This window comes from Parabacteroides timonensis, from assembly GCF_900128505.1.
Taxonomy (GTDB): domain Bacteria; phylum Bacteroidota; class Bacteroidia; order Bacteroidales; family Tannerellaceae; genus Parabacteroides; species Parabacteroides timonensis.
In genome coordinates this window covers 216,421-236,431 of record NZ_LT669941.1, presented here as the reverse complement: position 1 = coordinate 236,431, position 20,011 = coordinate 216,421, and the positions used below count along the sequence as shown (strand labels likewise).

22 protein-coding genes and 2 pseudogenes are annotated in these 20,011 nt (G+C 54.4%); 20 read left to right on the top strand and 4 right to left on the bottom strand.

Annotated elements, in window-relative coordinates:
• Positions 1-13: 13 nt before the first annotated feature.
• The 4 genes from mobC to BQ7394_RS25665 all read right to left on the bottom strand — a co-directional run bounded on the left by mobC (position 14) and on the right by BQ7394_RS25665 (position 4,210).
• Positions 14-2,023 (bottom strand): conjugal transfer protein MobC, encoded by a 2,010-nt coding sequence (gene mobC, locus BQ7394_RS08595; protein ID WP_075557071.1) that lies wholly within the window; start codon positions 2,021-2,023, stop codon positions 14-16.
• A 2-nt stretch (positions 2,024-2,025) separates the two neighbouring features.
• Positions 2,026-3,273: a conjugal transfer protein MobB gene (mobB, locus tag BQ7394_RS08590; protein ID WP_075557070.1), complete on the bottom strand. Its 1,248-nt coding sequence runs from the start codon at positions 3,271-3,273 to the stop codon at positions 2,026-2,028.
• Positions 3,252-3,680 (bottom strand): conjugal transfer protein MobA, encoded by a 429-nt coding sequence (mobA, locus tag BQ7394_RS08585; RefSeq protein WP_075559937.1) that lies wholly within the window; start codon positions 3,678-3,680, stop codon positions 3,252-3,254. Before mobA ends, mobB begins: the two co-directional genes overlap by 22 nt.
• Before the next feature lie 293 nt (positions 3,681-3,973).
• Positions 3,974-4,210 carry a hypothetical protein gene (locus BQ7394_RS25665; RefSeq protein WP_161951786.1) on the bottom strand — a complete coding sequence of 79 codons (237 nt, stop codon included), beginning with the start codon at positions 4,208-4,210 and terminating at the stop codon, positions 3,974-3,976.
• A 143-nt stretch (positions 4,211-4,353) separates the two neighbouring features.
• On the opposite strand from BQ7394_RS25665, the gene BQ7394_RS08575 reads away from it, so the two are divergent.
• The 20 genes and pseudogenes from BQ7394_RS08575 to BQ7394_RS08480 all read left to right on the top strand — a co-directional run bounded on the left by BQ7394_RS08575 (position 4,354) and on the right by BQ7394_RS08480 (position 19,989).
• Positions 4,354-5,109: a ParA family protein gene (locus BQ7394_RS08575; RefSeq protein WP_075559936.1), complete on the top strand. Its 756-nt coding sequence runs from the start codon at positions 4,354-4,356 to the stop codon at positions 5,107-5,109.
• A gap of 4 nt (positions 5,110-5,113) precedes the next feature.
• The gene (locus BQ7394_RS08570; RefSeq protein WP_075557068.1) at positions 5,114-5,539 is read left to right on the top strand and encodes a DUF3408 domain-containing protein; all 426 of its coding nucleotides are present in this window, start codon (positions 5,114-5,116) and stop codon (positions 5,537-5,539) included.
• A 3-nt stretch (positions 5,540-5,542) separates the two neighbouring features.
• Positions 5,543-6,241, top strand: coding sequence for a conjugal transfer protein TraD (locus BQ7394_RS08565; RefSeq protein ID WP_075557067.1), 699 nt, complete (start codon positions 5,543-5,545; stop codon positions 6,239-6,241).
• A 147-nt stretch (positions 6,242-6,388) separates the two neighbouring features.
• Positions 6,389-6,517: pseudogene (locus tag BQ7394_RS08560) on the top strand (DUF4134 family protein); the annotation flags it as partial.
• Positions 6,518-6,937: 420 nt separating this feature from the next.
• Positions 6,938-7,072, top strand: coding sequence for a hypothetical protein (locus tag BQ7394_RS26450; RefSeq protein ID WP_262497509.1), 135 nt, complete (start codon positions 6,938-6,940; stop codon positions 7,070-7,072).
• A gap of 112 nt (positions 7,073-7,184) precedes the next feature.
• Positions 7,185-8,885, top strand: coding sequence for a group II intron reverse transcriptase/maturase (gene ltrA / locus BQ7394_RS08550; protein WP_075555540.1), 1,701 nt, complete (start codon positions 7,185-7,187; stop codon positions 8,883-8,885).
• 116 nt (positions 8,886-9,001) lie between these two features.
• Positions 9,002-9,172, top strand: a pseudogene (locus BQ7394_RS26080) (DUF4134 domain-containing protein); the annotation flags it as partial.
• A gap of 11 nt (positions 9,173-9,183) precedes the next feature.
• On the top strand, positions 9,184-9,522 hold the full coding sequence (locus BQ7394_RS08540) for a DUF4133 domain-containing protein (protein ID WP_075557066.1): 339 nt from the start codon (positions 9,184-9,186) through the stop codon (positions 9,520-9,522).
• The gene (locus BQ7394_RS08535) at positions 9,506-12,007 is read left to right on the top strand and encodes a TraG family conjugative transposon ATPase (RefSeq protein WP_075557065.1); all 2,502 of its coding nucleotides are present in this window, start codon (positions 9,506-9,508) and stop codon (positions 12,005-12,007) included. Before BQ7394_RS08540 ends, BQ7394_RS08535 begins: the two co-directional genes overlap by 17 nt.
• A 22-nt stretch (positions 12,008-12,029) precedes the next feature.
• Positions 12,030-12,395 (top strand): DUF3876 domain-containing protein, encoded by a 366-nt coding sequence (locus BQ7394_RS08530; protein WP_075557064.1) that lies wholly within the window; start codon positions 12,030-12,032, stop codon positions 12,393-12,395.
• 24 nt (positions 12,396-12,419) lie between these two features.
• Positions 12,420-13,049 (top strand): DUF4141 domain-containing protein, encoded by a 630-nt coding sequence (locus tag BQ7394_RS08525; RefSeq protein WP_075557063.1) that lies wholly within the window; start codon positions 12,420-12,422, stop codon positions 13,047-13,049.
• A 30-nt stretch (positions 13,050-13,079) separates the two neighbouring features.
• On the top strand, positions 13,080-14,138 hold the full coding sequence (traJ, locus tag BQ7394_RS08520) for a conjugative transposon protein TraJ (RefSeq protein WP_075559934.1): 1,059 nt from the start codon (positions 13,080-13,082) through the stop codon (positions 14,136-14,138).
• A gap of 18 nt (positions 14,139-14,156) precedes the next feature.
• Positions 14,157-14,780 (top strand): conjugative transposon protein TraK, encoded by a 624-nt coding sequence (gene traK / locus BQ7394_RS08515; protein WP_075559933.1) that lies wholly within the window; start codon positions 14,157-14,159, stop codon positions 14,778-14,780.
• Between the two features lie 4 nt (positions 14,781-14,784).
• The gene (locus BQ7394_RS08510) at positions 14,785-15,111 is read left to right on the top strand and encodes a TraL conjugative transposon family protein (RefSeq protein ID WP_075557062.1); all 327 of its coding nucleotides are present in this window, start codon (positions 14,785-14,787) and stop codon (positions 15,109-15,111) included.
• The gene (gene traM, locus BQ7394_RS08505; RefSeq protein ID WP_075557061.1) at positions 15,053-16,423 is read left to right on the top strand and encodes a conjugative transposon protein TraM; all 1,371 of its coding nucleotides are present in this window, start codon (positions 15,053-15,055) and stop codon (positions 16,421-16,423) included. The genes BQ7394_RS08510 and traM overlap by 59 nt, the downstream gene beginning before the upstream one ends.
• A gap of 62 nt (positions 16,424-16,485) precedes the next feature.
• Positions 16,486-17,505 (top strand): conjugative transposon protein TraN, encoded by a 1,020-nt coding sequence (gene traN, locus BQ7394_RS08500; protein ID WP_075557060.1) that lies wholly within the window; start codon positions 16,486-16,488, stop codon positions 17,503-17,505.
• 2 nt (positions 17,506-17,507) lie between these two features.
• Positions 17,508-18,089 (top strand): conjugal transfer protein TraO, encoded by a 582-nt coding sequence (locus BQ7394_RS08495; protein ID WP_075557059.1) that lies wholly within the window; start codon positions 17,508-17,510, stop codon positions 18,087-18,089.
• An 8-nt stretch (positions 18,090-18,097) separates the two neighbouring features.
• Positions 18,098-18,997, top strand: coding sequence for a toprim domain-containing protein (locus BQ7394_RS08490; protein WP_075557058.1), 900 nt, complete (start codon positions 18,098-18,100; stop codon positions 18,995-18,997).
• Positions 18,994-19,440 carry a DUF3872 domain-containing protein gene (locus BQ7394_RS08485; protein WP_075557057.1) on the top strand — a complete coding sequence of 149 codons (447 nt, stop codon included), beginning with the start codon at positions 18,994-18,996 and terminating at the stop codon, positions 19,438-19,440. Before BQ7394_RS08490 ends, BQ7394_RS08485 begins: the two co-directional genes overlap by 4 nt.
• Entirely contained in the window at positions 19,441-19,989 is a 549-nt protein-coding gene (locus tag BQ7394_RS08480) for a tRNA (adenine-N(6)-)-methyltransferase (protein WP_075557056.1), read from the top strand.
• The last annotated feature ends 22 nt before the right edge of the window (positions 19,990-20,011 follow it).

The window sequence follows — 20,011 nt, the reverse complement described above, 5'->3', positions numbered from 1 at the left end:
TTTTTGTGTCCGCCTATTTCTGCTGCAACAGATGCGCCAGCGCCGGATCGTTCTGTATGCGCTCCAGCTCGTCGGCGACAATCTGCCGCACGTCGGCTTTGATGCGGTTGTAGTTCTCCTGTATCTGCTCCTTCATGCGGTCGTTGCCCTCTTCATCGGTAAAGTCCGTAATGACCGGAATGGGCTTGTAGGCTTTTTCCTCGCGCTTCACCTGCTCGGCGTCCACGACAATCTCGCAGTGAAAAATCTTCTGCTCGATACGCTCGTCGAACGTATCGGCTACGGAGCCGACGAACATTCCCTGCGTAAGTCCCGAAATCTTCGAGGGCGGGATGAGCGAATCCATCTGCGTGTTGATGGAGGTGGACTTGTCGTTGCGGTTGATGCTTATGCTCTGCCGCTTCTGCAAGACCTTGCCGAAACGCTCGGAGAGCGTTTTGGCCGTTTCGCCGACCACCTGACCGGAGAAGATATTGCCGACGGTGTTCATCACGACTTTGGCCTCCTTGTCCCCGTAATCGCGGACTAACTGCGAGAAGTCCTGAAAGCCTAACAGCACGGCGACCTTGTTGCTTCGCGCTGTCGCTATCAGGTTATCCAAACCCTTGAAATAGATGGTCGGCAGCTCGTCGATGATAATGGAGGATTTGAGTTTTCCTTTCTTATTGACGAGTTTCACGATACGCGAATTGTACAGACCGAGCGCCGCGCCGTAAATGTTCTGACGGTCGGGATTGTTGCCCACGACCAAGATTTTCGGCTCCTGCGGGTTGTTTATATCGAGCGTAAATTCGCTGTCCGACATCACCCAGTAAAGCTGGGGCGAAATCATGCGCGAGAGCGGGATTTTGGCCGACGCGATCTGGCCTTGCAACTGTTCCGCCGCACCTCCGAGCCACGCATCCATAAAGGGCGAGAGGTAGTTTTCGAGTTCGGGATAAGAGGATAAAATCGGGAAAATATCCTCGTACCTGCGGTTCAGAAACTCGATGGCGTGCGGGAAGGTGCAATACTTTCCGTTCTGGTAGATTTTGAGATACCAAATGATTGCTGCAAAGAGAATTATAGGCGATTCTACGAAGAAGTCGCCCTGCTTCTGCACCCACGTTTTATTGAGGTTGAGCATGATGGTATAGGCGCTCTCGTAAGCGTCCGTAATATCCTCCATAAAGTCGGGGTGGATGGGGTTGCAGCGATGCGAGCGGCGCGGGTCGTCAAAATTTATCACATAGAATTTCGGCTTCACCTTATACCCGTCCAGATGGTTCAGCAGGTGGTTGTAAGCAATCGTTGAGAGATCGGGGAATTTGAAATCGTAAATATACATCGAGTACCCTTTTTCAATCTGCTGCTTGATGTAGGAATTGACCACTGCGAAACTTTTCCCGCTGCCGGGCGTGCCCAACACGATGGACGCACGCTGCGGCAAAAGAATATTGATCCAGCCGTCGTTCCACCGCTTGCGGTAATAAAAGCGTGTGCGCAGGTTCACCGAATATTCGTTCGTGAGCAGGCGCGTTTCCTGCTGGAACGATTCGTTCTCGTTGTTGAACGGATCGTCCATCAGGTTGTTCTTCAAAAGGCGGCTCACCCACAAGCCACCCATCAGCAGGCAGACATAACCCGCCGCCATCGTTGCGATGTAGAGCAGCGTCGTGGCAAGGAGCGGCAGGGGCAGGTCGAGCAGCCACCAATTCAGGAAGAACAGCACGAAGCCCGCCGTAAGTGCCGTGCCGATGCGCGGCCACGTAATTTTTTCGTCCTTAATGCCCGTCGTTCCCAAGCACGAGAGGGCGAGCAGCACGACGGCAAAGAGTTTCGTATAGAGTATGGAGTGGAACAGGTGGGCGGTACGGTTAAAATTCATCAGAATTTTATCCACCACGCCGATGTTCACGCCCCACGCGAGTATTGCTTCGTAGCAATACCAATAGATATTCATTACTACTAATAAAATACTTACGGCACGCAGAAAATCCATGATTTTCGCCAATGCCCGAAGGTCATCTTCTTGTTGCATAATGGTTAGATTTTACGTTGTTTTTTCTTTTTCTTATTTCGTCGCTGCATCTCGCGCATGAATGCCTGCTCTTCGGCATCCGCTCCGCCCGTATCCACCGCGAACAGCCCCAATGCGTCCGGCAGCTCTTCATGGCCTGCGGACTGCGGGAGCTTGTCCGTCGTTTCTGCCGAGGGTTGCGGCAAGTCGATAGGCAGAGGAATACCCGGAGCGGGAGGTGCGAAATGTTCCTGCAAGGCGTTTGCGGAAAGCTCCTTGCCCATGCGCGAGCCGTTCACGACGCAGCCCGTGCGATGGTCGATGAATGTAGCGCCGTATATGCGCCCCGTGTCGGTTTCACGCAGGATGACGTCCACGCCTTTGGCTTTGAGTGCCGCGACAAACTCTGTTCGGTCTTTCGTGCGGCGCAGGACGGCGAGTGCCGTCCCCTTTGTCATGTCGCCGATCTTCCGCTCCTTCATCTGCTCCTTGCTTACGGCGCACCACCGCTCGAACGCCTCGAAGCCGTACCGCTTGCCGAAGCGGGAGGCTTTAATCGGCGTGCCGACCTTCTCGCCCTGCGTGTCGAGTGCGGAGTACACGAAACCGTGATATTCACGTCCCAGCACCTCGCCCCGGCACTCCTCAACGGTTACATGGTAAAGGGAGAGCAGAGCGCGGTATTCGCCGAGCGACTGAAACCGATACCTGCCGGATATGCCTTTCAGTACGTTTCCGATCTGCTTCTTCACGTCGCCCGCTGCTGCATCCACGCGGCGCAGGGGTTCGTGCTGCGTCTGCCGCTTGCGTTCGGCGGGGTGCAGACCGTACTGCTGTTCCAACGCGCGGGTGATATTCTTGCTGCGGCGGTGCAGGAAGCTGTCGCCGATCTTCTTCCCCTTTTCGTCCACGCATAGCGTTACGATGTGCAGGTGGTGGCGGTCGATGTCCTCGTGCTTGAATATGGCATAGGGCTGGTTGGCGTAACCGAGCCGGGCGAGGTACTCCTCGGCGATGGTCGTCAACTCCGCATCGGTGAGGCGGTCGTCGGGATGCGGGTTCAGGGAGATATGCACGACGGGCTTTGCCGTGCGCACCAGCTCCGGAAGGTAACGGGCAAAATCCTGCGCCGCCTGCCGGATGTCGAGCTTGCCCGTCCCCTCGTCGAAGATTTTGTTGGTCGCCAGCAGTCGTCCCTGTCCCTCGTTCACCTTTTCGCCGTTGTATGCCAACGCCCCGATAAGGGAGCTTCCTACGTTAATTTTGGCAACCATTGCTGCTGAAATTCGTGGGTTAAGGCGAGAATTTGGCGGCTTAAATCGGCAAGTTCCACCGTCATTTTTTCCAATTTGTAAAGCAGCGCCATCGCTTTTTTCTCTGAAAAGCGGCTTTTCAATTCCTTTACGGTCTGGTTGTAATTCACCCCGACGGCACGGTATTGGGCGTGCAGGGAGGATAGTTTCGTGTAATAATCGACGAGCGTTTTATCGACTTTCAGCACGCGAAACTCCGCGCCGAAGACGCGGGCTTTGATAAAAACCGCTTTCGCATACACGCCCGACTGCTCGTACAAGGCGAGAAAACGGGCGTATTCCTCGTCCGTGAAGCGCACCATGACCGGGTGCGCGGCTTTGTCGGGTTTGGGCGGTTTGCCCCCGACATTTCCTGTCTTACTTTTCATATCCTGTGGATTTAGTGGGTTGCGCGACATAAGCCACCACGCGGATGCCTACCGCAGGTTCCGTTTTCTGGCTGCCCGACTTCGGAGGGACAGCCCAGCCCCCTGCAAGGGCAAGGTTTTCGGGAGTAACCCGAAAAGTATCGAGTTACTCGATACACACCTTGCTATGTTCTGGAGAACATAAAAATCCGTCCGAAGACGGATTGCGGGAGGAACCGATCCGACCGCAGCATGAAGCCGCGTGGTGCGCCCTGTCGCTTGGGTGCAAATGTAGAGGCTTTCGGAGCCGGATTTCAGAGGCCGAAAACGCCAAAGGCTGCCATCTCGACGCCACAAGCTGCCACCTGCGCCGCAGCCGATACAAGCGATATTTTTTCCTTGTTTATTTGCGGTACGAACCAACGTCGGAAGGTATGGCGGGCGGATGGTAGGTAGAAATGTTTGTCGGTATTAAAGAACCGACAAACGAATGAACCGACGGCACAACCTGCATACGTCGGTGCGGCGGCAAATAAGAACCGATGTACCAATGTCGCAACCAACCAATGTTGGGCTGTTGGGCAAAACAAACCAACGTACAGGGATAGAAACGTCCGTCGGTTGGTAACGACGGAAGGACAAATGTTTGAAGCAACGGATAAACCAATGTATAACGATTAAAATGTATGTCAGTATGAACGAACCAATTTATGTAGCTTTCTCCACGCAGAAAGGAGGAGCCGGAAAAACAACGCTCACGGTGCTGGTCGCAAGCTACCTGCACTATGTCAAAGGTTACAACGTGGCAGTTGTCGATTGCGACTTTCCGCAGTACAGCATCCACGATATGCGTAAGCGCGATATGGATATGACGATGAAAGACGACCATTACAAAGCGCTGGCCTACGAGCAATTCAAGCGTCTCGACAAGAAAGCCTATCCGGTGCTGTGCAGCAAACCGGACGATGCACCGGATGCCGCAGCACGGCTTACCGATTCGGGAGCGCCTCTGGATTTCGTTTTTTTCGACCTGCCGGGAACGATCAACAATCCGAGTGTGGTAAAGACCATCGCCTCGATGGACTATATCTTCTGTCCCATCGCTGCTGACCGTGTTGTTATGACAAGCTCCATGCAGTTCGCCGCCGTTATCAACGAACACATGATAAGCACGGGGAAAACCAATATCAAAGGGTTGTATCTGGTGTGGAACATGGTGGACGGACGGGAGAAAACGGAGCTTTACGCTGCCTACGAGAAAATCTGTGCGGAGCTGGCACTTCCGATCCTGCAAACTTACCTGCCGGACAGCAAGCGGTTTCGCAAGGAGGCCGCCACGGAACGCAAGGCGGTATTCCGCTCGACGCTCTTTCCGGCGGATAAAACTCTCGTGCGGGGCAGTAACCTCAATGCGCTTGTCGATGAAATTCTGAAAATCATAAAGCGATAGGAACATGGCGAAAAAAACGAATATCGAAGGGATAGATGAGAATTTCATCATCAACTCGTTCCGGCAGGACGACCTGACAATCCCGCCCGCAGCACGGGCGACGGAAAGCTCGACCGACGCGGAAACGGCAGTTCCCGAACCCATGCCGCCGGAAGAGCAGCGGGAGGAGCCTCGCCGCCGAAAAAACAGAAGTAAAGAGCAGGATTACGGGGCGCTCTTTCTCAAAGAAGCGACTATACCTGCAAGGATGGGCAAGACAGTTTATATCCGCAAAGAGTATCACGAACGCATACAGCTTATTTTGCGGGTAATCGGCAAGGACGAAGTGTCGCTATTTAGCTACATCGACAACGTGCTGGCGCATCATTTCTCCTCTTTTCAGAGTGAGATAACAGAATTGTATAATGAACATAACCAATCTATCTTTTGACCTATGGAAACGCTGTTAGTATGCCTTCTTGTCGGCTACGGGGTATGGCTGGCCGCCTACCTCTGCTGGGAGAAACGCGAGGCGGGAAAGTCCCCGTCGGGTACGTCCGCGCTCCCGACGGAAAGGCCGCAGGAGCCGATGGACATTGTAGGCAAAAGCACCTTTCGGATGCCGAAAACGCCAAACACTGCCATTCCGACGCCACACGCTGCCACGGAATCGGAAAGTGAAAAACCGATGGAAAATGCGCCTACATTTGCCCCCGAAACCGCAAACAGCCCCTCGGCACGCATTCCCGACGAGAAGCTGGACGAGGCTTTCGAGCATCTGGAAATTCCCGACGTTCCGCTCGAATACGAGGACGACGACTATCCGGAGGACGAGGAGGAAATGCCGCTGGCCGCAGGCCGTCAGGGATACGCTTCGGGTGCGAGCTTCGAGGAGATTGCCGAAGCGGTGAAGACCGCAGGCAACGCCTCGGCCTCGGATGCCGAACGCAGGCTGGCGGGACAGGTTTTCGGCCAGATTGGAGGTACGGAGCTTTTCGACCGATTGGTCAGCGGCTCCGCCGACATCGGGGAGAAAATTTCGGGGTTGATGGACTACTATTTAAGTCCGCCGCCTGCTGTGGCAGCCCAGCCCCAAACCATAGCCGAAATGCCGGACGGCTTTGCAGGCTTCGACATTCGGGATTTTGTATAACGATTAAAAGAGTAACGAACAATGAAAGAAAAAGAGTATGGGTAGCTGCACCCCCGAAAATGCAGACCACTAAATCCACAGAGTAAAAAATCAGTATCAACCCGCCGGGCGGCCTATCCAACCGTCCGGCACAATCCGAAACAATTTATGAATAAGAAACATCTTCTTTTCTCGGCAGCCCTTCTTCTGGCTGCATCTTCGGCCTTTGCACAGGGCAACGGCCTTAGCGGTATCAACGAGGCTACAAGTATGGTAACCAGCTATTTCGACCCGGCCGTGTGACACGTAAAAGCCGTGTAAGTGATTGTGTGACTATGATTTAATTCATTGATTACACCTGCAATTCCGTTTGCAGTAGTCTGAGAGTACGTGCATTGCGAGTAATCTCTTTGTGCGAAGCTGCTCTGACAAAGTACCCTTTCCGAAAGGAATAGACCGAAGCGTGAGTGGAGGTTAAGGCAGATAACATCGTTCTGCCGAGGGGCGAGACTTGATGGTATGGTCAACCAATGTGAATGTCCGATAAACATCGTTACGAAGAACAAGCCAAATGATGTTGAGGGCTTCGCTCCAAAAGCGAGGCTGTAGGCTTGAACCAAAAGGTGCGCAGTCGGTCAACTCCCTGTCCAGGTGGGGTTGCACGGACATAATGACTGCCGGTGGATAGGACAGACCTAACCCATTATCGTCACTTGCATGGAACGTGGTAAGCCCGTATCTCTCCCCCTCTTTGAGGAGGTAAGCGAGCCGCAAGGCAAGCCTATATGGGGTGCGGGTATAGGAACGTGGAAAAAGCGAATGCCGCTCTGTAATGGAGCGGATACGGATTGACCTCATTGCCATGTATGGCAGGGAGCCACATCATCCGACACGAAAGTGTGCCCACTTCCACAAGGTAACTCTTTACAATAAACTTATAGAACTTCTAAAGAAAGGAAAGCAAATGAACAAATCGAAAGAAAAGTGTGCGCCTGAAAATATGGTCCTCTCTGATACCGAACGTTGGAAAAGCATTGACCGACACAAGGCAGAGGAGTATGTTCGGAAGCTGCAAGCACGTATTGTAAAGGCTCAAAGGGAAGGCAGACACGGCAAGGTCAAGTCCTTGCAATGGCTGTTGACCCACTCGTTCTACGGTCGCTATCTTGCCGTAGTCCGGGTTACTACTAATAAGGGTAAAGACACCGCAGGAGTTGACCATGTAAGGTGGTCGTCCGATGCGGCAAAAGTCAAAGCTATTGACACACTCAAACGCCGTGGCTATCAACCGATGCCCCTGCGCCGTGTGGAAATACCGAAGAAGAACGGGAAGAAACGCCCCTTGGGAATCCCTACGATGAAAGACCGTGCGATGCAGGCTCTCTATCTGATGGCTCTCGACCCTATTGCGGAAACGACAGGCGACCAACACTCCTACGGCTTCCGTAAATATCGCAGCTGCCAAGATGCAATAGCCCAGTGTCACAATGTCCTTTCAAGGGATGTTGCCCCCAAATGGATTTTGGAGGGAGACATCAAAGGATGCTTCGACCACATCAGCCATGAATGGCTTCTTAACAATATCCCTATGGATAAGGGGGTGCTGAGAAAATGGCTCAAAAGTGGTTATGTATTCAATGGAAGTCTTTTTCCGACCGAGGAGGGAACTCCACAAGGAGGCATAATCTCCCCAACCCTTGCCAACATGACTCTTGACGGGCTACAATCCCTTGTCCAAAAGGCGGTGAAACCCTATTGGCAACCTACCGCAGACGGACGTAAATGGATTAAGCCCAAAATCAATCTCGTGCGCTATGCTGATGACTTTATTGTCACTGCAAAGGATAAGGAAACAATTGAGGATGTTATCCTGCCCCTTATACGGCAGTTTATGGCAGAACGTGGACTGATGTTGTCGGAAGAAAAGACAAGGATTACTCATATCAGTGAGGGCTTTGATTTCCTCGGCTTCAACATCAGGGAATACAAGTCAAACGGAAAACTTCTGACTAAGCCGTCAAAGGACGCGATGAAGAATTTCTGTGACAAGGTTCGTACGAAAATCAAGAGCAACAAGTCGGCAAAGGCTTCCTCACTTATAAGGATGCTTAACCACATGATTCCCGGATGGGCAAACTATTACCGTTACGGGGCATCATCGAAAGCATTCTCACGTGTGGACTACGAGGTGTACAAGACGCTTTGGCAATGGGCAAGACGCAGGCATCCGAAAAAGGGCAAACATTGGATTAAAGACAGGTATTTCAAACAATTGCATGGACGTGAATGGTGCTTCGCCACTATAACCAAGAACAAGAAGTCGGGTAAGGAAACGACTTTAAGTCTTAAAAGGCTGGCGGACACTCCCATATTGAAGTACGTGCGTGTCAGAACCAATACTAATCCATACGACCCTGCCGATGCTCCTTACTATGCACGGCGCAAGTCAAAGAACACGGAGAACCAACTACGTGAGATTGATGACCTGCTGCGTATGATTTGGATTCACCAAGAAATGCGTTGCCCAATCTGTGGAGAGATTATTGACGATGAACGAAGATGGACGACTATCAAGGAGACTGTCAACGGCAAACCGTTCAAGATTCTCATACACAGTTCATGCAAGAACAAGAAGTTTAACCCTAATAAAATTAGTAGGAAATGAGGCAGAACTATTCCTTCAGTAAGAATGGTAATGCGTTGCTTGAGCCGTGTGAGGGGAAACTCTCATGCACGGTTCTTAGAGGGGAAAGCCCCAGCAATGGGGCTGACCTACTCGACACAAAATTGATCTACGCCATCGGCGCGGTGGTCGGTCTGATCGGGGGCGTCAAGGTGTACGGGAAGTTTTCGTCGGGCGATCCGGACACGTCGAAAACCGCCGCTTCGTGGTTCGGAGCGTGTATCTTCCTTATCGTGGCCGCGACTATCCTCCGTTCATTCTTCCTGTAATACGGCGAGTTATGGCAGAGTACCCTATCAACAAGGGGATCGGCCGCTCGGTTGAGTTCAAGGGATTAAAGGCACAATACCTTTTCATCTTCGCAGGAGGGTTGCTCGTGCTGTTCGTCCTCTTCGTCATCATGTACATGGTTGGTATCAACCAATGGTTCTGTATCGGCTTCGGGGTGATTTCTGCGTCCGTTCTGGTCTGGCAGACATTCGCCCTGAACGCCCGGTACGGGGAACACGGACTGATGAAGCTGGGAGCCGTGCGCAGCCACCCGCGCTACCTGATCAACCGTCGCCGCATCGCCCGATTATTTACCCGTAAAAAAGAGAAGAATGAGAAACATACTTAAAGCATCGACGCTCGAATCGAAATTTCCGCTGCTGGCCGTCGAACACGGCTGCATCCTCTCGAAAGATGCAGACATCACAGTGGCCTTCGAGGTCGAATTGCCGGAGCTGTACACCGTAACCTCCGCCGAGTACGAGGCCATCCATTCGGCATGGTGCAAGGCCATCAAGGTCTTGCCCGATTACAGCATCGTCCACAAGCAGGATTGGTTCGTGCGCGAGCAGTACCGCCCGGAGCTGCAAAAGGACGACATGAGTTTCCTGTCGCGTTCGTTCGAGCGGCATTTCAACGAGCGCCCGTATCTGAACCACTCGTGCTACCTGTACCTGACGAAAACCACCAAAGAGCGGAGCCGCCAGCAGAGCAATTTCAGCACCTTGTGCCGTGGGCACATCATTCCGAAGGAGATCCGCGACAAGGACGCTGCGGCCAAGTTCATCGAGGCGACGGAGCAGTTCGAGCGCATTATGAACGACTGCGGCTTCATCCGCCTGCGCCGCCTTACCTCCGACGAGATTACCGGCACGGCCACGAGTGCGGGATTGGTTGAGAAATACTTTTCTCTTTCATTGGAGAACACCGCCTGCTTGCAGGACATCTCCCTCTCGGCGGAGGAGATGCGCATCGGCGACAACATCCTGTGCCTGCACACGCTTTCCGACGCGGAAGACCTGCCGTCGGGCGTGGCGACGGACACCCGCTACGAGAAGCTCTCCACCGACCGGAGCGACTGCCGCCTGTCGTTCGCCTCGCCCGTCGGCCTGCTGCTGCCCTGTAACCATATTTACAATCAGTATTTGCTAATCGACAACAGCGAGGATAATTTGCAGCGTTTCGAGAAAAGCGCCCGCAATATGCAGTCGCTTTCGCGCTACTCGCGTTCCAACCAAATCAACAAGGAGTGGATCGACGAGTACCTGAACGAAGCGCACAGCCTCGGCCTAACCTCCGTGCGTGCCCATTTCAACGTCATGGCGTGGTCAGACGACCGCGAGGAGCTGAAGCATATCAAGAACGACACGGGCAGCCAGCTCGCGGCGATGGAATGTACCCCGCGCCACAACACTGTGGACTGCCCGACGCTGTTCTGGGCGGCCATACCGGGCGGCGCGGGCGACTTCCCCGCCGAGGAGAGCTTCTACACGTTCATCGAGCAGGCGGTCTGCCTCTTTACCGAGGAAACGAACTACCGCTCCTCGCTCTCGCCGTTCGGCATCAAGATGGTCGATAGGCTCACGGGCAAACCGCTGCATCTGGACATCAGCGACCTGCCGATGAAAAAAGGCGTGATAACCAACCGCAACAAGTTCATCTTGGGGCCGAGCGGTTCGGGAAAGTCTTTTTTCACGAACCACATGGTAAGGCAATACTACGAGCAGGGAACGCACGTCGTACTGATCGACACGGGAAACTCCTATCAGGGTTTGTGCGAGATGATCCGCCGCAAGACCGGAGGCGAGGACGGGATTTATTTCACCTATACGGACGAAAGCCCCATCGCGTTCAATCCGTTCTACACCGACGATAAGGTCTTCGACATCGAGAAACGCGAGAGTATCAAAACGCTGCTGCTCACGCTGTGGAAAAAGGACACCGAGCCTGCCACGCGCTCCGAGGAAGTCGCCCTCTCGAATGCTGTGGCGCTCTACATCGAGCGCATCAAGCGGGAGGCGGACGTCGAGCCGTCGTTCAACACCTTTTACGAATTTGTCAGGAGCGACTACCGCACCGTGCTGGAGGAGAAAAAGGTGCGCGAAAAGGACTTCGACCTCGCCAATTTCCTCAATGTGCTGGAGCCGTACTACCGGGGCGGGGAGTACGACTACCTGCTGAACAGCAACAAGCAGTTAGACCTGCTGCAAAAGCGGTTCATCGTCTTCGAGATCGACGCCATTAAGGATCATCCCATCCTCTTTCCGGTAACGACGATTATCATTATGGAGCTGTTCATCAATAAGATGCGCAGGCTTAAAGGCATCCGCAAGATGATATTGATCGAGGAGGCATGGAAGGCCATCGCCTCGGCGAATATGGCCTCCTACATAAAATATTTGTACAAGACCGTCCGCAAGTTCTACGGCGAGGCCGTCGTGGTTACGCAGGAGGTGGACGACATCATCGCCTCGCCGATTGTCAAGGAAAGTATCATCAACAACTCGGATTGCAAAATCCTGCTCGACCAGCGCAAGTATATCAACAAGTTCGACGCGATACAGGCGCTTTTGGGACTGACCGACAAGGAAAAGGGGCAAATCCTTTCGATCAACATGGCCAACCACCCCTCGCGGCTCTATAAAGAGGTGTGGATCGGGCTGGGCGGTACGCAGTCGGCGGTGTACGCTACGGAGGTGAGTGCCGAGGAATATCTGGCGTTCACGACGGAGGAAACCGAAAAGATGGAGGTTTACGCGCTGGCCGAGAAGCTGGGCGGGGACATCGAGGCGGCGATCCGGCAGTTGGCCGAGCGTCGCAGAAACAAACAGTAATCATCATTAAAACAAGAAAGTTATGAGTATAAGCAAAGAACGGCTGCTCACGTTGAGCAGCTATCTGGTGGGCGTGGCGGCTCTGATGCTGCAAGCCTGCACCGAAGTCAAGGAAACGGACTGCCGCAAGTTGTGCGGCAATTGGGTAAGCGTCGCAGGGAAACCCGACGTGCTGATTTTCCGCGAGGGCGATGCCTACAAAGTTACGGTATTCAAACGCAGCGGCCTCTCGCGCCGTTTGAAGCCCGCGACCTACCTGCTGCGCGAGGAGAACGGCAACCTCTTTATCAACACGGGCTACCGCATCGACATCGCCTACAACGAGGCGGCGGACGTGCTGACCTTCTCGCCGCACGGCGACTATACCCGTGCCAGCGAGAAGCAGTAAACAAACCACTAAATCCACAAGAGTATGAAACATAGAATCATCCTACTTTTCAGCGCGTGCCTGCTCCTTGCGGGCACGGCGCGGGCGCAATGGGTTGTCAGCGATCCGGGCAATCTTGCGCAGGGCATCATCAATGCCTCGAAGAACATCATCCACACCTCGAAAACAGCGACCAATATGGTCAGCAATTTTCAGGAAACCGTCAAGATATACGAACAGGGTAAGAAATATTACGACGCACTGAAAAAGGTAAATAACCTCGTCAAAGACGCCCGCAAGGTGCGCGAAGTGATCCTGATGGTCGGCGAGGTATCGGACATCTACGTGAACAGCTTCCAGAAAATGCTGCGCGATGAGAATTATACGCCCGAAGAGCTTTCGGCCATCGCCTTCGGCTATACCAAACTGCTGGAGGAAAGCAACGGCGTACTGACGGAAATGAAAGACGTGGTGAACATCACCACGCTCTCGATGACCGACAAGGAGCGCATGGACGTGGTGGACAGGTGCTACAACTCGATGAAGCGTTACCGCAACCTCGTGAGCTATTACACCAACAAGAATATCTCGGTGAGCTACCTGCGGGCGAAAAAGAAGAACGACATGGACAGGGTGCTTGCCTTGTACGGCAACGGCAGCGAGCGCTATTGGTAACCTCAAAACGAAACGATTATGATGTTAGCAATCGAATTTGACAACCTGCATACGATCCTGCGTTCGCTTTATCAAGAGATGACGCCCCTCTGTGCGGACATGGCGGGCGTGGCAAAAGGTATCGCGGGGCTGGGCGCACTCTTCTATGTGGCGGTGCGCGTGTGGCAGTCGCTCGCCCGCGCCGAGGCCATCGACGTGTATCCCCTGTTGCGACCTTTCGCCGTGGGCTTCTGTATCATGTTCTTTCCGACCATTGTGCTGGGCACGATTAACGGGGTATTAAGCCCCGTCGTGCAGGGTACGCACCGGATGCTCGAAACGCAGACGATGGACATGAACGAATACCGGGCACAGAAAGACAAGCTCGAATACGAAGCGATGATGCGCAACCCCGAAACGGCCTACCTTGTCAGCAACGAGGAGTTCGACCGACAACTCGAAGAGCTGGGATGGTCGCCGGGCGATATGATTACGATGGCCGGAATGTATATCGAACGCGGTATGTATAACATGAAGAAATCCATCCGCGACTTTTTCCGCGAGGTGCTGGAGCTGTTGTTCGCCGCTGCCGCGCTGCTGATTGACACGCTGCGGACGTTCTTTCTGATTGTCCTTTCCATCCTCGGCCCGATAGCCTTTGCTATCTCCGTCTGGGACGGCTTTCATTCCACGCTCACGCAGTGGATATGCCGCTATGTGCAGATATACCTGTGGCTTCCCGTCGCCGACCTGTTCAGCACCATATTGGCGAAAATCCAAGTGCTGATGCTGCAAAACGACATCTCGGAGTTGCAGAACAATCCGAATTTCTCACTCGAAGCCTCCAACGGCGTCTATATCGTGTTCCTGATTATCGGCATTATCGGGTATTTCACGATTCCGACCGTCGCCGGGTGGATTATCCAAGCCGGAGGTTCGGGCAGCTACGGACGCGCCGTTACGCAGCTTGCCGGACGAGGAGCCGGACTTGCCGGAGGAGTGGCGGGTGCTGCCGTTGGTAATGCCGCCGGACGTGCCGGAAGAGCGGGCGCAAGCATGGGCAGGGCTGCATGGAACCATACCGCCGGAAAATTATTCAAACGTAAATAACCCTATAAATGTAACATGATGGAATTTAAGTCATTGAAAAATATCGAAACGTCGTTCAGGCAGATACGCCTGTTCGGGATCGTCTTCATCTCGCTGTGCGCCGCCGTCTCCGTCTATTCGGTTTTCAGCGCTTACCGCTTCGCCGAGCGGCAGCGCGAGAAGATCTATGTGCTGGACGGGGGCAAATCGCTGATGCTCGCGCTCTCGCAGGATTTGTCGCAGAACCGCCCTGCGGAGGCACGCGAACACGTCCGCCGCTTTCACGAGTTGTTCTTCTCACTCTCGCCCGAAAAGAGCGCCATCGAACACAATGTGAAACGTGCCCTGCTGCTGGCGGACAAAAGCGCCTACAATTACTACGTGGACTTCGCCGAGAAAGGCTACTACAACCGCGTCATCGCGGGCAACATCAACCAAGTGTTGCAGGTCGATTCTGTTGTCTGCAATTTCGACCGCTATCCCTACGAGGTCAGCACCTACGCGCGGCAAATGATTATCCGCGAGAGTAATGTTACGGAACGGAGCCTGCGGACATCGTGCCGCCTATTGAACGCCTCGCGTTCGGACGACAACCCCAACGGGTTCACCATCGAGGGGTTCACCATTCTGGAAAACCGCGATTTGCAAACATTGAAACGATAAGCCCATGAGAAAGATAATCGCGCGTGTAAACGCATGGACGGACAGGCAGGACGAACGGCTGCGTCAAAAGCTGGAGGCGCTGCCGCAACGCACGAAACTCGCCGTCGTCCTCGTAATCTTTGCCTTTTTCACCGCCTGCGCCCTCTTCACGTTCGGGACGGCGCTCTACGAAATCGGCAGGGAGAACGGACGGCAGATAGAGATCGAACATATCCAACAGTTAGACCTGCCCCAAAAGCAGGACAGTATCAACCTTTATAAGTATTACGATTATGGAACAGAAGGAACAGAACAAAAATCCGACGGCCTCCCCGAAAGAGGCGAAGCCTGAAAAGCCGCTGACCGAAGCGCAGCGGCAGAAACGTAAAAAAATGCTCGTGTACCCGCTGATGGGGCTGCTTTTCGCGGGGTCGATGTGGCTGATTTTCGCGCCCTCCGATAAGGAGAAAGCCGAACAGCAGCAAGGCGTCGGCTTCAATACCGAAATGCCGCTGCCCGCAGAATCGGGCATCATCGCCGACAAGCGTACCGCCTACGAGCAGGCGCAGATGGAGGAAAAGCAGCAGGAACGCCGCTCACAGATGCACGACCTCGCCTCGCTGTTTTCGGACGGCAAGGAAGACGCGGAGGACGGGGGCGGCGACTTCGACCTGCTGAACCCCGAACCGGAGCAGCCCGCCCGTTCTCACGGCGGCGGCAGCTCCCGGCAGACGATCCAATCTTCCGCGTCGGCCTACCACGACATCAACCGCACGCTGGGCAGTTTCTACGAGAAGCCCGCCGACGATCCCGAAAAGGAGGAGTTGCGCGAGCGCGTCGAGGAGCTGGAGGCAATGATGACACGACAGGCGGAACCGTCCGGCACGTCGCTCGACGATCAGGTCGCCCTGCTGGAAAAGTCCTACGAGCTGGCCGCGAAGTACATGCCCGCAGGACAGGGCGGCACGGGACAGGTGTCCGCGAGCGATGACACGCGGGCGTATGCCGAGAAGAAGCGCAACGGGGCGACACGCAACGGCAAGGCGCTGGCGATGCCCGTGCAGCAGGTAACGACGCAGGTAGTATCGGCGCTCACGCAGCCGATGACCAGCGCGGAGTTTATCGCGGCCAACAGCGGAGAGCGGAACTACGGTTTCAACACGGCTATCGGGAACGTACAGACGGACGATAAGAATACCATCGCGGCGTGCGTACATGCCGACCAGACCATCACCGACGGGCAGGCCGTGCGCCTGCGGCTGCTGGAGCCAATGGAAGTAGCCGGAACACGTATCCCCCGAAATACGGTCGTCGTGGGAGCGGCACGTGTGCAGGGCGAACGCCTCGGCGTGGAGATTACCTCGCTCGAATATAAGGGTACGATTATTCCCGTTGAACTCGCCGTGTACGACAGCGACGGTCAGGAGGGTATCTTCATCCCCAATTCGATGGAGGTCAGCGCCGTCAAGGAGGTGGCCGCCAATATGGGTTCGTCGCTCGGTTCGAGCATCAACATCTCCACCGATGCCGGGGCGCAGCTTGCCTCCGATTTGGGGAAAGGTGTCATTCAGGGCGCGAGCCAATATATCGCAAAGAAGATGCGCACCGTCAAAGTGCATCTGAAAGCCGGGTATAAAGTCATGCTTTACCAACCGGAGAATTAACGAAAAACAATGAATAACAACCGGGGTTTCCGAACCCCACAAACCACTAAATCCACAGTAAAATGAAAAAGTATTTTGTAATGATGTTTGCCCTCACGCTGGGCATGGGCGCGGTAAACGCGCAGGAAGTAACGAACGAGCAGAACGCGGCGGCACAGGTGCAGGCCGAAGAAACTGCGGAACCGACCGAGGGGCTGACCTTGCAGAAAGAGGTCTATCCGCTTTCGGAGCAGGACGGCGACCTCTATCACGGCCTCACGAAGAAACTCACCTTCGACCGCATGATACCCCCGCACGGGCTGGAGGTTACCTACGACAAGACCGTCCACGTCATTTTTCCGGCGGCGGTGCGCTACGTCGATCTGGGTTCGCCCAACCTGATAGCGGGCAAGGCCGACGGCGCGGAGAACGTCATCCGCGTAAAGGCGACGGTAAGGAATTTCCGGACGGAAACCAACATGTCGGTCATTACCGAGGACGGCTCGTTCTACACGTTCAATGTGAAATATGCCGATGAACCGCTGCTCCTGAATGTCGAGATGTGCGACTTCATCCACGACGGCAGCGCCGTGAACCGCCCCAACAACGCAATGGAGGTTTACCTCTCGGAGCTGGGCAGCGAAAGCCCGATGCTCGTGCGTCTTATCATGCAGTCCATCTACAAGCAGAACAAGCGGGAAGTGAAGCATATCGGCTGCAAACGCTTCGGGATTCAGTACCTCCTCAAAGGTATCTATACCCACAACGGCCTGCTGTATTTCCATACGCAGATTCGCAACGGCTCCAATGTGCCGTTCGACGTGGACTTTATCACGTTCAAAATCGTCGATCAAAAGGTCGCCAAGCGCACGGCAATCCAAGAGCAGGTGATCTTCCCGCTGCGTGCCCACAACTACGCTACGCGCGTGGCCGGAAAGACGGACGAACGCACCGTCTTCACAATGGCGAAATTCACCATCCCCGATGACAAATGTCTGGTCGTGGAGCTGAACGAAAAGAACGGAGGCCGTCATCAGTCGTTCGTCGTCGAGAACGAAGACCTCGTGCGGGCGAATGTCATTAACGAACTCAAAGTGAAATAACGATGAAGCGGTTTCTAATCATCCTTGTAGCGTCGCTCGCCCTCTTTACGGGGCGGGCAGACGCCCAACGATGCCTCCCCAAGATGCGGGGCATCGAGCTGAAAACGGGCATGGCTGACGGGTTCTACTCGCACGCGAACCGTGCCGACGCGGGGTATTATTTCGGGGCGGCGCTCTCGACCTATACCAAAGGCGGCAACAAGTGGGTGTTCGGCGGCGAGTACCTGCAACGCTACAACCCCTATAAGGAGAGCCGCATCCCTTCGGCGCAGTTCACGGCGGAGGGCGGCTTCTACTACAATTTCCTCTCCGACGCGCGAAAGATTTTCTTCCTCTATCTCGGCGGTTCGGCGCTCGCCGGATATGAAACCGTGAATTGGGGCGACAAGGTGCTGTTCGACGGCTCGCGCCTCGCGGATAAGGACGCTTTCGTGTACGGGGGTGCGATTTCGCTGGAATTGGAAAGCTACATCACCGACCGGATAGCGCTGCTCGTGAACGTGCGCGAGCGCTGCTTGTGGGGCGGCTCTACGGGGCATTTCCATACACAATACGGCATTGGTGTCAAGTTCATCATCAACTGACGCCTTTTATGACGATTGAGGAAATGCGGCAGTTGCCTTTGGAAACCTTTCTGCAACGGTTGGGGTATCATCCGGCCACGCAGAAACGAAACGAGCTGTGGTACAACGCTCCTTACCGCGAGGAAAAGACGCCGTCGTTCAAGGTCAATACGGACAGGAATATTTGGTTCGACTTCGGGGCTGGACGTGGAGGGGATATTTTCACCCTTGCCGGGGAGCTGATCCGCAGCACGGATTTTCTCACGCAGGCCAAGTATATTTCGGACACGACGGGAGGGAATTTCGTGCCGCTCCCCGCGCCGCGACCAGCAAAGGAGCGTGCCGCCGAGCCTGCATTTCAGGAGGTCGAACAAAAGGCACTGATGTACGATGCGTTGAAAGGGTATCTCGCGCAGCGGGGCATTCCCGCTGACGTGGCCGCCCGCCACTGTCGGCAGGTCAGTTACCGTGTACACGGGAAGCCCTATTTCGCCATCGGCTTTCCGAACGTGTCGGGAGGATGGGAACTCCGCAGCAAGCTGTTCAAGGGGTGCATACCCCCGAAGGACATCTCCCTCGTGGCGCGGCAGGACGCACCGACGGATGCCTGCAACGTATTCGAGGGGTTCTTCGACTTCCTCTCCGCCGCGACGCTCGGAATGACCAAAGACAGCGACGCGCTGGTGCTTAATTCGGTCGGCAATCTGGCCAAGTCATTCCGGTATCTGGACGGCTATAAGAAAATCAACTGCTATCTGGACAATGACGAAGCCGGACGAAAGACCATCGAGGCGCTGCGTGCCCGCTACAAAGATAAAGTCATAGACTGTTCAGGGGTTTATGCAGGCTGCAAAGACCTCAATGAACACCTGCAAAAGAAAGTGCAGGAGAAAACAATGAATAACAAAACTGTAAAATTTAGGTTATGAACAAAAGTATCAATATTTCAAGATTAGGGCTTTCCCTTTTCATCGGGATAATAGCCTGCCTGCTCTCTTCCTGCGATAACGAGGTGGATATTCAGCAGGCATATCCGTTCACCCTCGAAACGATGCCCGTGCAAACGAAAATCGTGCGCGGGGAAACCGCCGAAATTCGCTGCACGCTCCGCCGCGAGGGACGCTACGACGAGGCGCGGTACACAATCCGCTATTTCCAACCCGACGGCAAAGGCACGCTCCGCATGGACGACGGCACGGTGTTCCTGCCCAACGACCGCTATCCGCTCGACCGCGAGGTGTTCCGCCTCTACTATACCTCCGCATCGTCCGACCAGCAGACCATCGACATTTATGTCGAGGACAATTTCGGGCAGTGCGTGCAGCTCACGTTCGACTTCAACAATGAAAACGAAGAAAAGGAGGAGGTGTAGATGATATATGCTGGAGGTAAGAATAATCCCGAAGGTGATGAACAGTACACACCGCGTCATGCGGTGCTGCCGATTATCAAGTACCTGCCCCGAAATGCGGTTATTTGGTGTCCGTTCGATACCGCAAACAGCGAATTTGTCATCGCACTGAAAGAGGCCGGATATGAGGTCGTGTATTCGCATATCTTCACGGGGCAGGACTTTTTCGAGTATGAGCCGCAGCAGTGGGACATCATCGTTTCCAATCCGCCGTTCAGCCGCAAGCAGCAGATCGTGGAACGCTGCCTCACGCTGGGCAAGCCGTTCGCACTGCTCCTGACGAATTTATGGCTGAACAGCAGCGCACCGTGCCGATTTTTCAAGGAGCGGGAGTTGCAGATGCTTCTGTTCGACAAACGGATAAACTACTCGGAAAAGAACGCCGTATATTTCAGTTCGAGCTACTTTTGCCACAAGGTGCTGCCCAAACAAATCGTATTTGAGAACCTTGCGGCGGTCAAAGGGGAAAAGAGCCGGATGTGGGCGGATATGGAAAAATTGAAGCTGTGATAACCCGATGGGGAAACGTGAA